Source organism: Deinococcus proteolyticus MRP (assembly GCF_000190555.1).
Taxonomy (GTDB): domain Bacteria; phylum Deinococcota; class Deinococci; order Deinococcales; family Deinococcaceae; genus Deinococcus; species Deinococcus proteolyticus.
This window is the reverse complement of the sequence record NC_015161.1, coordinates 2,118,080-2,132,401: the sequence shown is the minus strand read 5'-3', so window position 1 is coordinate 2,132,401 and position 14,322 is coordinate 2,118,080. Positions and strand designations below refer to the sequence as shown.

Genomic DNA, 14,322 nt, shown 5'->3' with positions numbered 1-14,322 from the left:
TGCGGCAAAAGGGAGCGGAGAGGAACGCTGAAGGAAGAGAGGCGCGCCCGGAAAGAAGGGCAAGGACCACCCAGCAACCTCTGCGTATATGCGTATAACTATTCAGATTGCGGCGGACCACAAGCCCTGGTATTTCTGGGGCATGGCGCAACTGAAGTGAGCAGACGGCGCTGCTCTCAACGAGTTTGATCTGCCTGGAAACGTCGGCAGGTGGACCCACAGCATACAAGCATCTTTACTCTTTTTCCAGCATAAAGTTCCTTGCTCCGTAACAATATGATGGATTCGGGGCGGACCGAGCAGCCGAGTGCGTACGGTACGGGCAGTTCCGCCTTACGCTTGCTGCAAGTGTGACTGCGGCCGCTCGGTTCTGGTGGCTGGAGCCGGGCGGCAGCTGCCGGCGCGGGGCCGGATTATGATGGACCTACCGCACGTTCCTGCTCTTTACTTTTTTGTTTCACTCCCCTTGTGTTCCTAGCCATAAAGGAGGCCCGTCCATGACCGATGCCAAGCGCCCCACCCTGCAAGACTGGCAAGCCCTTGCCACCAAAGACCTGCGTGGTGAGAGCACCGAGACGCTGAACAAGCCCACCCCCGAAGGGCTGACGCTAAAGCCTCTCTATACCGCTGCCGACGTGCAGGACATCGAAACCGATACGCTGCCGGGCTTTTCGCCGTTTACCCGTGGTCCCCGCGCCACCATGTACGCGGCCCGTCCCTGGACCATTCGGCAGTACGCGGGCTTTTCCACCGCCGAGGAGTCCAACGCCTTTTACCGCCGCAACCTGGCCGCGGGGCAAAAGGGCCTCAGCGTGGCGTTCGACCTCGCCACCCACCGGGGCTACGACTCCGACCATCCCCGCGTGGTGGGCGACGTGGGCAAGGCGGGCGTGGCGATTGACTCGGTAGAGGACATGAAAGTGCTGTTCGACGGCATTCCGCTGGGTGAGATGTCGGTCAGCATGACCATGAACGGGGCCGTGCTGCCGGTGCTGGCGGGCTTTATCGTGGCGGGCGAGGAGCAGGGCGTAAACAAGGCGCAGCTCTCGGGCACCATCCAAAACGACATCCTCAAAGAGTTCATGGTGCGCAACACCTACATTTACCCGCCTGAGCCGTCCATGCGGATTATTGCCGACATCATCGCCTATACCGCCGCCGAGATGCCGCGCTTCAACTCCATTTCCATCAGCGGCTACCACCTGCAAGAAGCGGGGGCCAACGCTGCGCTGGAGCTGGCCTACACCCTCAGTGACGGCCTGGAGTACGTGAAAGCCGCCATCGCCAGCGGGCTGGACGTGGACGCCTTTGCGCCGCGCCTGAGCTTTTTCTTCGCTATCGGCATGAACTTCTACACTGAAGTCGCCAAACTGCGGGCCGCCCGCCTGCTGTGGGACGAGCTGATGAGCCAGTTTGCGCCGAGGAATCCGCAGAGCCGCATGCTGCGGACCCACTGCCAGACTTCGGGCTGGTCGCTGACCGAGCAAGACCCCTACAACAACGTGGTCCGCACCGCGATTGAGGCGATGGCGGCGGTCTTCGGTGGCACCCAGAGCCTGCACACCAACGCCTTCGACGAGGCGATTGGTCTGCCCACTGATTTCAGCGCCCGGATTGCCCGCAACACGCAGCTGATCATTCAGGAAGAAACGGGTGTGACCGACGTGGTGGACCCCTGGGGCGGCAGTTACCTGATGGAGCGCCTGACCCATGACCTGGCCGACAAGGCCCGCGAGCTGATGCGCGAGGTGGAAGAGTTGGGCGGCATGGCGAAAGCGATTGAGCAGGGCATTCCCAAGCTGCGGATTGAGGAGTCGGCGGCCCGCAAGCAGGCCCGCATTGACCGTGGGCAGGACGTGATTGTGGGCGTGAACAAGTACCGCCTGCAAAAAGACGACAGCGCCTATGACGTGCTGGACATCGACAACGCTGCCGTGCGCGAGTCGCAAATTGCCCGCCTGCAAAGCCTCAAGGCCAGCCGCGACGGAGCCAGGGTGGAGCAGACGCTGGAAGCGCTGCGCGAAGCCGCCCGCACCGGCGAGGGCAACCTGCTGGCGCTGAGTGTGGAAGCGATGCGGGCGCGGGCCACGCTGGGCGAAGTGTCGAGCGCCCTGGAAGATGTCTGGGGCCGCCATCAGGCCGAAGTGCAGACCCTCAGCGGCGTGTACGCGCAGGGCTACGAGGGGGTAGACGAGTTCGCCGCCCTGCAAGCCGAGATTGACGCCTTTGCGGAGCAGGAAGGCCGCCGCCCCCGCATCTTGGTCGCCAAGATGGGTCAAGACGGCCATGACCGGGGCGCGAAAGTGATTGCCACCGGCTTTGCTGACCTGGGCTTTGATGTAGATGTCTCACCGCTCTTCCAGACCCCTGAAGAAGCGGCGCGGCAGGCGGTAGAGAACGACGTCCACATCGTGGGCGTGAGCAGTCAGGCGGCGGGCCACAAGACGCTGATTCCCCAACTGATTGCGGCGCTAAAGGCCGAAGGCGCAGACGACATTCTGGTGATTGCCGGCGGCGTGATTCCGCAGCAGGATTATCAAGCGCTCTACGACGCGGGCGTGGTGGGCATCTTCGGCCCAGGCACCCCGATATTGAGTGCAGCGCGGGATACGCTGCGGATTTTGCAGCAGAGCCGCAGCGGGACCGAGTAAGCCCTCTCCTGCCCTGGGTGCGGCCACACGTGGAATGTGTGCAGGTCTGGCCGCCCCTCGACGCCGGGCGTTCTCCGCAGCAGGGCCGCATGGCCTGGCAGGTGGGACTGTTCAGGTCAGGGCCGGCGCTCGCCCGGCGGCTTCAAGTCCGGGGAACGTCGCAGCGCCCAGGCCAGCAGCAGGTCCAGGCCGCGGGTGCGCAGGAACTCTGCGAGGCTCAGGCCCAGGCTGCCGCCCAGCGCCGCGCTGACCAGCACGCCGGGGGCGTCGTTCAGGGCCGGCAGGGCGCTGGCAAGGGCAAAGGCACCCAGGCCGCCCAGCAAGCCACCCAGCAGGGTGTCGGTCAGGGTCGCGGTCCAGTGGGGCCGCGCGGCCGGGGCCAGCTGCTGGCGGGCGCGTAGGCTGAACAGCGCGGCAATCAGCAGTGAAACGGCCAGCGCACTGACCAGCGCAGGCGGGTCAAGGGTCTTCATCACGCTAGGAACGGCCCAGAGCGCGGCGACAAGGTGCACGGCAAAAAGGTCGGCTGGTGGCATGGTCGGTTCTCCCCCCTTCAGGAGCGGGCGCGGGCTGAGCACCGCACCCATCGGCAGGTTGTGTGACGCTGAAAAAGCAGGCCCCGCTTCCCTTCGGGACCTGTTCGGCAAGGGGCGCGGGGCCTGCAGGCTGCAGGACCACCCTCCTCAGTTCTTACCTACCAAAAATATAGTAGATACTCTCCATTTAGTCAATAGCAGAATGAGCGGCTCAGACTTCGCAGTAGACCGCAATCCGCCCGGTGCGCCCGTACGACGACGCGCAGAGCGTGCCGCCCGCCTCACGGAAACCGGCTTCCTCCAGCCGCGAACCTATCCACTGCCGCGCCCAGCCGGTGGCCAGGGCGTACCAGATGTAATCGCCCTGCAGCAGGTAGCCCACCCGCTTCTGGGCGGGGTTCAGGAACACGAAGCGCCGCAGCGCCTGCTGCAGCGAAACGTCCGCCTCCTGTGCCAGCTGCGCCACGGCAGTGGCTGTTTCGCCGTGCTGGGCCAGCAGGTCGGCTACCAGGGCGTCGGGCATCAGCAGCAGGTCGGCGCCGTGTTCGGTCAGCAGTTCCAGGTGTTCGTCCAGGTCGGGCACGCTGGCATGTTCGCGCCGAATGGCTCCAGTGTACTGGCCCTGTTCGCTCAGCGCGTGGACCAGCTCGTGCGCGGTGTCGGCGCGCCGGGTGGCGGCTGTGCCTCCCCGGCTCACCTGCACCTGCTTGCCGCTGGCCACACTGTATTCACCGCGCAGCACTTCTATTCCCAGCCGTCCGGCCAGCGCGTCCATGTCGCTGGGATAACCCGCCTGGCGGTGGCGGCGCTCCAGATAACGCAGGTAATCGGAAATCAGGGCGTCCACGCGGCCTCCGCGCCGGGTGGCGGGGGGTCGAACCGTTCGCGCAGGTCCAGAAACAGGGCCAGCCACTCGCCGGCCGTCTGTGGGGTGCGGCGGTGGTGTAGCCCGGTCAGGAAGTGCAGCCAGCGCGGCTCGCGCAGTTCGGCAAACTCGGGCCGGGCCCCGAAGACCTCGGCCGCTTCCAGCAGCGACGCCGGCACCGGCCGCTCCCCAGCCGCGACACTCCACCCCTGCGCTGCGGCGCTGCCCACTTCCGGCTCACCCGGTCCCAGCTCCCCCGGCCCTGGCTCAAGCTGCCCAGCCAATCCGGGGACGGTGCCCACCGGCACGCCCACCGCCGCCTCGAACTCGGTGCCGGTCCAGCCCAGCATGTACGCCAGCGCCCGCAGCTGCTGCGCCCGTGCGCTCAGCAGCACGCTGCCGTCGGTGTCTTCCTCCAGGCGCGAGAGCCACTGCTGACTAAAAGGTTTCAGGCCTGCGGGCAGGTCGCCTTCCGCGTCAAGTGCCCGCACGGCGCGGGCCAAGTCGCTCTGCGAGCGGTACCCGGCCTGCTCGCGCCGTACCCTTAGCGCTCCCCCGTAACGGTCCATGCCCCAGCCTACCAAAAAAGGGGTGAACAACCGCGGGTGCCGGCTGATTCAGTCCTGCCCGCTCACCACGTAAAAGGTCTCTTCCGTGATCCGTTCGGGGAACTTGCGGATAAAGTCCACGCTGCTCAGCGCCTGCGTGCGGTGGCAGCCGATGGCTTTCAGCTTGCGGGTCACGTATTTGCTGACGTCGCGTTTCAGGTTGGCAGGCAGCCAGCTCGGGAGCAGGGAGTCGTCCTCGGGAGCCGCGCTGCCAGCGTAGTACCACAGCGCCGGGCGCTCGGCGGCGGGCAGGGCGTCCCAGGCGGCTTTCACAGCGCGGTGGGTGGTCACATGGTCGGGATGGCCGTTGGAGCCGTTGGGCGGGAAGGTCAGCAGGATTTCGGGGCGGTAGCGCTCCAGCGCGGCGCGGGAGACTTGCACCAATTCGTCAAAATTGTACTCGCGCAGGGCCTTGTCGGGAAAGCTGTGCTGCTCGTGCACGGTGATGCCGAGCACGTCCAGGCAGGCGGCTAGTTCGACTTCGCGCATGGCGGCCAGTTCCTCGGGGGTGCTGCACAGGCCGAGGGTGCGCCCCGCATTGCCTCGCGTCAGGGTGACCAGGCCGCAGCTCTCGCCCGCTTCCTCGAATTCCATGATGGTGCCGCCTGCGCCGTACACTTCGTCGTCGGGGTGAGGAACGATGAGCAGCAGTTTCAGGCGGGGGCTGTCAGAAGGGATAGGATCGGCAGTCATGCGGCCCAGCATAGGCTACCCGGTAGGAGTTCACCGTGACCCCCATGTGCCGCGCCCTCGTGTGCTCCGCCTCATGGGGCATAGGCCGCACTGCATCTTTGAGACATGCTTCTGAATTGTTATTCACTTTTGCGGAAGGGAAGCGTATGCTGAGTGCTCCTCAAAGTCAACGGTGGGGGCTGAGCATCTGACCTGTCTCCCCCGGAACCGACGTGAGCCTTCCCCGTCTGGCAGCACTCTTTTTCCATCCACTGGAGTCCTGCCTAGACTTTGCCCGCTGCTCTTACACCTCTCTGGTCCAGCGCAAGTGGACCCTGCCTCTTCCTGAAGGACACTGTATGCCCAAAATCTTCCACAGCCTATATATACAGGTCATCATCGCCATCGTGCTCGGCATTCTGGTCGGGTTCCTGTTTCCCAGCTTCGGCGAAAGCCTCAAGCCGCTTGGCGACGGCTTTGTCAAGCTGATCAAGATGATCATTGCGCCGATCATCTTCGCCACGGTGGTGAGCGGTGTGGCCCACATGCGCGACACCAAGAAGGTGGGCCGCGTGGGCGGCAAAGCCCTGATCTATTTCGAGCTGGTCAGCACCCTGGCGCTGATCATCGGCCTCGCAGTGGTCAACGTGCTGCAACCGGGACGCGGGATGAATGTGAACCCGGCCGACCTCGACAGCTCCGGCATCGAGAAATACAGAGAAGCCGCCGGTGAGCAGAGCGTGACCGACTACCTGCTGCACGTGATTCCCGATACCCTGTTCAGCCCATTCATTACGGGTGACCTGCTGCAGGTGCTGCTGGTGGCGCTGCTGTTCGGTTTTGCCCTGCTGCGCCTGGGCCGGCTGGGCGACCAGATTCTGCACGGCATTGACATGGTCAACCAGACCATTTTCATCATCCTTGGCTTCGTGATGCGGCTGGCCCCCATCGGGGCGTTCGGGGCGATGGCCTTCACCATCGGCAAGTACGGCCTGGGCAGCCTGCAACAGCTGGGCTTCCTGATGGGCAGCTTCTACCTCACCTGCCTGATTTTCATCTTCGGGGTGCTGGGCCTGATTGCGCGCTTCTTCGGCTTCAGCGTGGTCAAGCTGATTCGCTATATCAAAGAAGAACTCCTGATCGTGCTGGGCACGTCGTCCAGCGAATCGGCGCTGCCGCGGCTGATGATGAAGATGGAGCACGCTGGCGCCGAGAAAAGTGTGGTGGGCCTGGTGGTGCCCACCGGCTATTCGTTCAACCTGGACGGCACTTCCATTTATCTGACCATGGCGGCGGTGTTCATCGCGCAGGCCACCAACACGCCGATGGGCCTGACCGAGCAGCTGGGGCTACTGGCCGTGCTGCTGCTCACCTCCAAGGGCGCCGCCGGAGTGACAGGCAGCGGCTTTATCACGCTGGCCGCCACGCTGGGCGCCGTAGGCCATGTGCCGGTCGAGGGCCTGGCGCTGATTCTGGGCATTGACCGCTTCATGTCCGAGGCACGGGCGCTGACCAACTTCATCGGCAATGCCGTGGCGACTGCGGTGGTGGCCCGCAGCGAGAATGCGCTGGACATGGACCGCTTTACCCGCGCCCTGAACGGCGAAGACCTGCCGACCATCGAACCAGACGTGGCGAGCGAGGAGCGCGGCGAAGGCCGCGAGATTGACGCCCCCAAGCCGGCCTGAGTCTCCCACCCCGGCGCGGTGCAGCTCCCGCCCGTAGCGGGGGCTTTTTGCTGGCAGGATGCGGCCTTCCTTCACCCTAAGCCATCTGGCGCATGACGGCTCTTCTCTATGCTGCCAGCATGACCCCATGTCCACTTGCTCGTTGCGCGGCCCGGTCTACCCTGCGGACGCTGAAGCCATTGCTGGGGCGCTTCAGGCAGCGGGCGGCGAAATCAAGACCTTCAACGACTCGCCCAACAAAACCATGCTGGGGATGAATGAGGCGCTGGGATTCAGGCGCACGGCGACCCGCACGCGCTACAGGCTGCGGCTGGAAGGTGAACAGTGAGCTTCAGCATCCGCCCCGCCACCCCTACCGACCTCCCTGCCAGCCTTGCCGTTTACAACGCCGTTTTTCCCGACCACGCTGAAACCCTCGAAGACGACCAGCATTTCCTGCGCCAACTGGCCCAAAGTCCCCTGAAGCCCCATGTGCAGGACTGGGTGGCCGAAGCAGACGGGCAAGTCGTCGGCACGGCGCGGCTATGGCAAGCGCCCTGGATGTTTCACCCGGACCGCTATCACCTCGAACTGATGGTGCTGCCTGAATTCAGAGGGCAGGGCATCGGTGGCGGCCTGTTCGGGACGGTGCAAGCCCACTGGCAGGAGCGCGAGGCGCGGGAGGTTTTGGCAGGGGCCAAGGAAACTGAAACGCAGGCGCTGGCGATGCTGCAGCGCCGAGGCTTCCGCAAGGTGATGCGCTTTTTCGACAATGTACTGCGGTTGGAGGGCTTCGACCCCACCCGCTGGCAGACCGAAATGGAGTTACCCGAAGGTGTACGGGCCATGACTTTGGCCGAGTTGATGGCTGAAGTGGGCGAGGGAGCCGCTTGGCGGGCCTACTACGACTGCTATGTCGAGGCGCGGCAGGACGTTCCGCGCACCGCCCCTGCCAGCCCAGTCAGTTTTGAGGAATTCCTGAAGTACCGCACCCAACCCAAATTCTTCCGCGACGGCGTGTGGCTGGCGGTCACGGATGAGGGCGCAGTGGCCGCGATGACCGAGTTGCAGCGTGATTTCACTGACCCCGAGCGGCTGAACATCGGCCTGACCGGAACGCGGCGGGCGTATCGGCGCAGGGGACTGGGGCTGGCCCTCAAGCTGCGCGGGATGCAGCGGGCCAAAGCACAGGGCATCCGCGAACTCTGGACCAACAATGCCAGCAACAACGCGCCGATGCTCGCACTCAATGACCGCCTCGGCTTCGTGCGCCAGCCCGCGCATGTGGAGTGCCAGTGGGGTGGGGTGTAATGCTCCTCTCCATAGACTGGGACGCCTACTCGGGCACCCGTGAACTGGTGTTCGATGCGCCGATTTGGGGCACCCGTGACCGCGAGCATGACCGCCTCGGCGCGTGGCAGGAGCGAGCGCACAAGCGCGGCGGCGGCTGGGAGGCGCTGCAAGATGATTTCCCGCTGTACGGCGGCTGGCAAGGCTTCACGCAGTACGCTGGCGTGCCTGCCTTCGTCACGCTCTCGCATGCCGATATTTGGCCGGTGCTGGAGCGCTTCGCTGGCTTGGCGGTGCTGAATATAGACAGCCACCACGACCTCAGCAGCTTCAGCGGAGATGCCGCCCGCCTGCGCCCTGGCAACTGGGCGGGGCTGGCACTGGCGGCGGGATTGGTGCCGCGCTACGAATGCCGTTACCCGACCTGGCACGCCGACCTGCCCGTGGCCGAGGGCTACGACCTCGCCCGCACCCACGCCGAACTCACGCCGCTGCTGCCCGCGCCCGTGCTGGAGCGCGCCACGCTGACCCGCTCGGCTGACCTTCCTGCACCTGCCGCAGTCACTGCGCTGGTGCTGGTGCAGTCGCCTGCCTGGACCAACCCCGCCCACGACCGCGAGTTCTGGACGTTGGCCGAGGCGCTCGGGGCGGAAATGTTGGTGGAGCCGCTGCGGCGGGACTGAAAGTCGAAAAGTCAGAAAGGTTATCCCTGAGTGGACAGCCAAAGACATGGGTGTGCTCCCTCGACCCTCTCCCCTTGCGGGGGAGGGCCTTGCGTAGCAAGGGGAGGGGGGCAACTAAGAAGCAGCTTAATAGACTCGATGTGCGTCCTTGACGGCCCTCTTAGACCCTTAGACTCTTGGACCCTCAGACCTCTTTACAGCCCTAGCATCCCCCGGTACCAGCTCACTACGTCGTCCCCCCACAGCATCGCCACCACCGCGCCAATTGCCAGGTAGGGGCCGAACTTCAGGCGGTTTTCGGCTTTCATCGCCATCTGAATCACGCCCAGAATCGCACCGGCAAAAATCGCCACGCCCAGGCTGACCAGCACCCCGCTCAGGCCCAGAAAAGCGCCGATGGCCCCCGCCAGTTTCACGTCCCCGAAGCCCATCGCGCTCGGGTCAAAGGGGGCGTCTTCTTCTACCTCGGTCTCGCCCGACTTCTTCTGGATAAAGGCGTACTGAATCCACCAGTACAGCCCGGCAACCAGCGCCGCCGCGCCTGCACCCTGTAGGGCACCGTTCAGCATGGCGAGCGGGTCACGGCCCAGGTTCACACCCAGGGCCACGCTCAGCAGCGCCCCGCCCAACGTGAGCAGTTCGGGAATAGGAATCACCCGCCGCGCCCCCGCATTCACCGCCGCCGAGAGCAGCGCCGCGCCCAGCCCCCACAGCGGCCCTGCCCACGCGCCGACCAGCAGCGCCAGCGCAATCTGCTGGTGCCCAATCGGCAAGTCGGGATACTGACGCTCACGGAAGCGCCGCAGCACCCACGACCCCAGCAGGTCAATCGTCATCAGGATGCCTGCGCCCATCAGCGCTCCGTTGAGAGCATCGGAGAAATTCGGCAGACCGCCCGCCGTCAGCCCCGCCCCCGCCAGCGCCGCAAAGCCCAGGCCCAGCGCCACTCCAGGCAAGGTCAGCTCGTCGGGAATGGTGTAGGTATCCAGGTCAATCGCGCTGCCCGCCAGCAAAATGGTGAAAAACAGCATCAGCCCCAGCGTGCCGAACCCGTACAGGGCAGGTGGATAAAAGTAGGCAATCAGCGCGTAGGCCACGCCCGTTATCAGTTCCACGGTGGGGTAGCGGGTCTTAATGGGGGCCCCGCAGTAGCGGCACTTCCCGCCCAGCGACAGCCATGAGAACACGGGCACCAGGTCTTTGGGGGCCAGCGGGTGGTCACAGTGCGGGCAGTGGCTCGGCGGAAAGGAAATGCTCTCCCCACGCGGCAGCCGCCAAATCAGCACGTTGGTAAACGAGCCGACCAGCAGCCCGAAGACAAGGGCCGTAATCAGGACGAAAGGCAGGGGCAGCAGGTCCACGGACCGCAGTGTACGGTGCGCCGTCTCACAGATTTACTCCCTAGGGGCTTGCCGCAGGACGTGGCCGGGCTGGATGGCTATACGGAATATTCATTCCGTGCGGCCAATTTTGTACCAGCTCCAGTCTGTCCGCCTCTGATGGACTGATACGCATGTGGACGCTGCCGCCGCCGCCTGAACACGGCCCGGCACTGCCTGGGGAGCTTGCATAACTATCCCTACAGGGAATAACATCCGCAGCAGATGTGGTGACTGCTGTGGTGGCCACCTTCCCCCGGAGGATGACTATGAACATGAAAGCTTTTTTCCCCATGCTGCTGCTGGGCAGCCTGACCCTGAGTGCCTGCAACGCCCCCAAGGAAGAAACCAAGACCACCACGACCACCACGGCCTCGGCGGGCCAGACCGAAACGGCCGCCGCCCCGGCGTCTGGCGGCGCCTGCATGGAGCGCATCCGCAAGGACGGCCTGCGCGTGATTACCAGCCCCGACTACCCGCCCTACGAGTCCACCAACGAGCAGAACGAGATCGTGGGCTTTGACGTGGACATGGTCAATGCGCTGGCCCAGGAAATCGGTGTAGAGGCCAAGTTCACCGGCCAGGGGTTCGATGGCCTGATTCCTTCGCTGATCTCGGGCCGGGCTGACCTGATTGCCGCCGGCCTGACCATGACCGAGGAGCGCGCCAAGTCGGTGGCGTTCAGCGATCCCTACGAGGAAACCAAGAACGTGATTGTGGTCTCTGCTAAGGACACGGCCATCAAGGACGCCGCCACGCTGAACGGCAAGACGGTGGGCGTGCAGCTGGGCACCGTCCAGGCTGACGTGGCCGAGAAGATTGCGGGCGCCGACGTACGCACCTTCAACCTGTTCAGCGAAGCCCTGGCCGCCCTCAAGTCCGGGCAGATCGATTCGATGATCGTGGACGCCCCGGCGGGCCAGAACTATGTCAAGGCCAACAGCGACATCAAGCTGGCCGGCGAGATGGACGGCGGCAACAAGGCCCTGGCGACCCAGCTGGAATGCACCGACCTGGTGGCCGAGCTGAACGCCGCCCTGGCGACGCTGCAGCAAAACGGCGAACTGGACAAGCTGCGCGCCAAGTGGTTCAGCGACCAAGCACAGTGACCGCGGTCTGATGGATTTTCAGCTGATTGCGGACAGCCTGCCTTTCCTGCTTCAGGGGGCTGTCCTGACCTTGCAGGTCACCGCCATCGCGCTGGTGGCCGGGACCATTCTGGGCACCCTGCTGGCGCTGGCGCGGCTGTCGCCCATCAAGCCGCTGGCGTGGCTGGCGACTGCCTATATCGAACTGATTCGCGGTACGCCGCTGCTGGTGCAGATTTTCCTGATTTATTTCGGTCTGCCGCAGATTACCGGCACCAACTTGGAGCCGTTTCCGGCCGGGGTACTGGCCTTCTCGCTGAACTCGGCGGCGTACGTGGCCGAAATCATGCGTTCGGGCATTCAGGGCGTGCCGCGTGGCCAGACCGAGGCCTCGCTGTCGCTGGGCTTTTCGCCGCGCGACACCATGCGCTATATCGTGCTGCCACAGGCGTTCCGCCGGGTGCTGCCCCCGCTGGTGAACGAAGCCCTCAACCTGCTGAAAAACACTTCGCTGCTCTCCTCTATCGCCCTGGTCGAGTTGACCCGCGCTGGGCAGATCGTGGCGGCCCGCAGCTACAAGCCGTTCGAGATGTACCTGGCTATCGCCCTGGTGTACCTGGCGATGACGATGGTGCTGAGTTTCCTGTCCAGCCGCCTGGAAAAGCGCTGGGGGGAAGGTGAGCGCCGATGACTGTGGAACCCGTGAATCCTTCAGTGACGTCAAGAAACGAGGTGTCTATGAACGGTGAACCCATCATTGACGTTCAGAACCTGAACAAGTGGTACGGCCAGCACCACGTCCTGAAAAACGTGAACATCCAGGTGCAGCCGGGACAAAAGGTCGTGGTGGTGGGGCCTTCAGGCTCGGGCAAGTCCACCCTGATTCGCTGCATCAACCGCTTGGAGGAGTTTCAGCAGGGCGACATCGTGGTCAACGGCCACCGCCTGACCGAAGCCCGCAACCTCCCGCTGGTGCGCCGCGAGGTGGGCATGGTGTTCCAGAGCTTCAACCTGTTCCCGCACATGAGCGTGCTGGACAATGTCATGCTGGCGCCCCGCAAGCTGCGCGGCCTGAGCGAAGCCGACGCCAAAGCCCGCGCCGCAGCGTTGCTGGAACGCGTCGGTATAGCCGAGCAGGCTGCCAAGTTCCCAGGCCAGCTTTCGGGTGGACAGCAGCAGCGGGTGGCGATTGCCCGCGCCCTGGCGATGCAGCCCCAGGTGATGCTGTTCGACGAACCGACCTCGGCGCTGGACCCGGAAGTGGTGGGCGAGGTGCTCGACGTGATGCGCGGGCTGGCCGCAGAAGGCATGACCATGATTGTGGTCACGCACGAAATGGGCTTTGCCCGTGAGGTGGCCGACCGGGTGGTGTTCATGGACCGGGGCGAGCTGCTGGAAGACCTGCCGCCCGCCGAATTCTTCGGTGCGCCCCGGCTGGAGCGGACCCAGAACTTCCTCAGCCGCGTGCTGAACCACTAGTACCGCCCCTGGCCCGAACCGTTTCATTTGACGTGATTCATCCAGCCCCTGCTGCCCGCTGCTCCCGCTTCCCGAGTGGCGGGCGGCTTTCTGGGTGGCGTGGCAACCGAGCTTGCAAACGGGCGGACGGCAGCGCAAAGTGAAGAGAACGACAAATTGCTTCCTGTCAGGCCGCCTCCAGGCCCCTGCCTGACCAGCTCAAGTCCCGGCCACGGCTTTGCGCTCACCGTGGGCCTGCCGGGCAGAAAGGACCGTGCATGACTTCAGCCACCCTCCCCAAAACCCAGATGATCAATCTGGGTCTGGGTTATCCGGCCGACGCCCTGCTGCCGCACTCGGTGTTCGAGCAGGCTTCGCAGCACCGCTTTGCACAGGGCGACGCCTACTTCCTGCAGTACGGCGATGAGTGGGGCGACCCCTCGTTGCGGGCGCAGCTGGCCGACTTTCTGACCCGGCACTACGGCTTCGCAGTCCCGCAGGAAGAGCTGCTGATTTCCGGCGGTATCTCGGGTGGGCTGGACATCGTGTGCAACATGCTGGCCCAGCCTGGTGCGGCAGCCATCGTGGAGGACACCACCTATTTCGCCTCGCCCGACATCATGCAGAGCCACGGCCTGACCGTGGTGCCCGCGCCGCTGGACAGTGGCGGCCTGGACCTGGCGGCGCTGGAAGCGTTGGTGCAGCGCTGGCAGCCCCGGCTGGTGTACACCATCCCTTCGCACCACAACCCCACCGGCGTGACCCAGAGCCAGGGGCGCCGCGAAGCGCTGATTGCCCTGGCCGAGCGCTACGACTTTTACGTGGTGGCGGACGAGGTCTACCACCTGCTGAACTACGGCTTTCCTGCGCCGCCCTCTTACTCGGCGTATGTGGGGGGCGGGCGGGTCATTTCGCTGGGAACCTTTTCCAAGATTCTGGCTCCCGGCCTGCGGGTGGGCTGGATTCACGCCCGGCGCGACGTGCTGGAGTTTCTGGTGACCAACCCCACCTTGCAGAGCGCGGGCGGCACCAACCCCATCGGCGCTTCGCTGGTGAGTTCGGTGCTTGAACTGGGGCTGATGGACCAGTATCTGGGCGGCATTATGGACACCTTCGGTTCCCGCGCCGCCGCGATGGTGCAGAGCTTGCAGGCACCAGCGTTCGCGGACTGTGAATTCCGGGTGCCAAATGGCGGCTACTTTGTGTGGCTGCGCCTGCCGCCGGACATGGTGGCCGAGCAGCTGGAGCCCCGCGCGCAGACCTACGGTGTCACCTTCAAGCCGGGCAACATCTTTTCGGTGGAGGGCCGCTACACCGACCACATCCGGCTGTGTTTCGCCTTCAACGACGAAGACCAGATTCGTGAAGGCATCGCCCGGCTGGGTGAGGCCATCGCCAGCATGAGGCGCGGATAGCCGCCGTGCA

General features: G+C 64.8%; 14 protein-coding genes. 9 read left to right on the top strand and 5 right to left on the bottom strand.

Annotation, left to right across the window (positions count from 1 at the left end; genetic code table 11):
* Positions 1-497: 497 nt before the first annotated feature.
* Complete coding sequence (gene scpA, locus DEIPR_RS10210) at positions 498-2,651, top strand: methylmalonyl-CoA mutase (RefSeq protein ID WP_013615751.1); 2,154 nt, start codon at positions 498-500, stop codon at positions 2,649-2,651.
* 116 nt (positions 2,652-2,767) lie between these two features.
* Here scpA and DEIPR_RS10205 read toward each other — a convergent pair whose 3' ends face one another.
* The 4 genes from DEIPR_RS10205 to DEIPR_RS10190 all read right to left on the bottom strand — a co-directional run bounded on the left by DEIPR_RS10205 (position 2,768) and on the right by DEIPR_RS10190 (position 5,353).
* A complete protein-coding gene (locus DEIPR_RS10205) occupies positions 2,768-3,187 on the bottom strand; it encodes a hypothetical protein (RefSeq protein WP_013615750.1) in 420 nt (139 codons plus the stop codon).
* A 211-nt stretch (positions 3,188-3,398) separates the two neighbouring features.
* Positions 3,399-4,034, bottom strand: a complete 636-nt coding sequence (locus DEIPR_RS10200) for an ImmA/IrrE family metallo-endopeptidase (protein WP_013615749.1) — start codon at positions 4,032-4,034, stop codon at positions 3,399-3,401.
* Positions 4,022-4,621 (bottom strand): helix-turn-helix domain-containing protein, encoded by a 600-nt coding sequence (locus DEIPR_RS10195; protein ID WP_013615748.1) that lies wholly within the window; start codon positions 4,619-4,621, stop codon positions 4,022-4,024. Before DEIPR_RS10195 ends, DEIPR_RS10200 begins: the two co-directional genes overlap by 13 nt.
* 48 nt (positions 4,622-4,669) lie before the next feature.
* On the bottom strand, positions 4,670-5,353 hold the full coding sequence (locus DEIPR_RS10190; RefSeq protein WP_245532701.1) for a PIG-L deacetylase family protein: 684 nt from the start codon (positions 5,351-5,353) through the stop codon (positions 4,670-4,672).
* 338 nt (positions 5,354-5,691) lie between these two features.
* Here DEIPR_RS10190 and DEIPR_RS10185 point away from each other — a divergent pair, with 338 nt between their 5' ends.
* The 4 genes from DEIPR_RS10185 to DEIPR_RS10170 all read left to right on the top strand — a co-directional run bounded on the left by DEIPR_RS10185 (position 5,692) and on the right by DEIPR_RS10170 (position 8,972).
* Positions 5,692-7,020 (top strand): dicarboxylate/amino acid:cation symporter, encoded by a 1,329-nt coding sequence (locus DEIPR_RS10185; RefSeq protein ID WP_013615746.1) that lies wholly within the window; start codon positions 5,692-5,694, stop codon positions 7,018-7,020.
* A 127-nt stretch (positions 7,021-7,147) separates the two neighbouring features.
* On the top strand, positions 7,148-7,348 hold the full coding sequence (locus DEIPR_RS10180; protein ID WP_013615745.1) for a hypothetical protein: 201 nt from the start codon (positions 7,148-7,150) through the stop codon (positions 7,346-7,348).
* Complete coding sequence (locus DEIPR_RS10175; RefSeq protein WP_013615744.1) at positions 7,345-8,310, top strand: GNAT family N-acetyltransferase; 966 nt, start codon at positions 7,345-7,347, stop codon at positions 8,308-8,310. Before DEIPR_RS10180 ends, DEIPR_RS10175 begins: the two co-directional genes overlap by 4 nt.
* Entirely contained in the window at positions 8,310-8,972 is a 663-nt protein-coding gene (locus DEIPR_RS10170) for a hypothetical protein (RefSeq protein WP_013615743.1), read from the top strand. The genes DEIPR_RS10175 and DEIPR_RS10170 overlap by 1 nt, the downstream gene beginning before the upstream one ends.
* A gap of 194 nt (positions 8,973-9,166) precedes the next feature.
* On the opposite strand, the gene DEIPR_RS10165 is transcribed toward DEIPR_RS10170, so the two are convergent.
* Positions 9,167-10,333: a prepilin peptidase gene (locus DEIPR_RS10165; RefSeq protein ID WP_013615742.1), complete on the bottom strand. Its 1,167-nt coding sequence runs from the start codon at positions 10,331-10,333 to the stop codon at positions 9,167-9,169.
* A 287-nt stretch (positions 10,334-10,620) separates the two neighbouring features.
* Here DEIPR_RS10165 and DEIPR_RS10160 point away from each other — a divergent pair, with 287 nt between their 5' ends.
* From DEIPR_RS10160 to DEIPR_RS10145, 4 genes are all read left to right on the top strand, one after another.
* A complete protein-coding gene (locus tag DEIPR_RS10160) occupies positions 10,621-11,460 on the top strand; it encodes a basic amino acid ABC transporter substrate-binding protein (RefSeq protein WP_013615741.1) in 840 nt (279 codons plus the stop codon).
* A 10-nt stretch (positions 11,461-11,470) separates the two neighbouring features.
* Positions 11,471-12,130, top strand: a complete 660-nt coding sequence (locus tag DEIPR_RS10155; protein ID WP_013615740.1) for an amino acid ABC transporter permease — start codon at positions 11,471-11,473, stop codon at positions 12,128-12,130.
* Between the two features lie 47 nt (positions 12,131-12,177).
* Positions 12,178-12,918: an amino acid ABC transporter ATP-binding protein gene (locus DEIPR_RS10150; protein WP_013615739.1), complete on the top strand. Its 741-nt coding sequence runs from the start codon at positions 12,178-12,180 to the stop codon at positions 12,916-12,918.
* A gap of 257 nt (positions 12,919-13,175) precedes the next feature.
* Positions 13,176-14,312: an aminotransferase-like domain-containing protein gene (locus tag DEIPR_RS10145; protein WP_013615738.1), complete on the top strand. Its 1,137-nt coding sequence runs from the start codon at positions 13,176-13,178 to the stop codon at positions 14,310-14,312.
* Positions 14,313-14,322: the final 10 nt, after the last annotated feature.

Excerpts from the sequence above, each read along its gene's own strand:
- scpA (WP_013615751.1), top strand. The coding sequence starts at position 498 with ATGACCGATGCCAAGCGCCCCACCCTGCAAGACTGGCAAGCCCTTGCC.
- DEIPR_RS10205 (WP_013615750.1), bottom strand. The coding sequence starts at position 3,187 with ATGCCACCAGCCGACCTTTTTGCCGTGCACCTTGTCGCCGCGCTCTGG.
- DEIPR_RS10195 (WP_013615748.1), bottom strand. The coding sequence starts at position 4,621 with ATGGACCGTTACGGGGGAGCGCTAAGGGTACGGCGCGAGCAGGCCGGG.
- DEIPR_RS10190 (WP_245532701.1), bottom strand. The coding sequence starts at position 5,353 with ATGACTGCCGATCCTATCCCTTCTGACAGCCCCCGCCTGAAACTGCTG.
- DEIPR_RS10185 (WP_013615746.1), top strand. The coding sequence starts at position 5,692 with ATGCCCAAAATCTTCCACAGCCTATATATACAGGTCATCATCGCCATC.
- DEIPR_RS10180 (WP_013615745.1), top strand. The coding sequence starts at position 7,148 with ATGTCCACTTGCTCGTTGCGCGGCCCGGTCTACCCTGCGGACGCTGAA.
- DEIPR_RS10170 (WP_013615743.1), top strand. The coding sequence starts at position 8,310 with ATGCTCCTCTCCATAGACTGGGACGCCTACTCGGGCACCCGTGAACTG.
- DEIPR_RS10160 (WP_013615741.1), top strand. The coding sequence starts at position 10,621 with ATGAACATGAAAGCTTTTTTCCCCATGCTGCTGCTGGGCAGCCTGACC.
- DEIPR_RS10155 (WP_013615740.1), top strand. The coding sequence starts at position 11,471 with ATGGATTTTCAGCTGATTGCGGACAGCCTGCCTTTCCTGCTTCAGGGG.
- DEIPR_RS10150 (WP_013615739.1), top strand. The coding sequence starts at position 12,178 with ATGAACGGTGAACCCATCATTGACGTTCAGAACCTGAACAAGTGGTAC.
- DEIPR_RS10145 (WP_013615738.1), top strand. The coding sequence starts at position 13,176 with ATGACTTCAGCCACCCTCCCCAAAACCCAGATGATCAATCTGGGTCTG.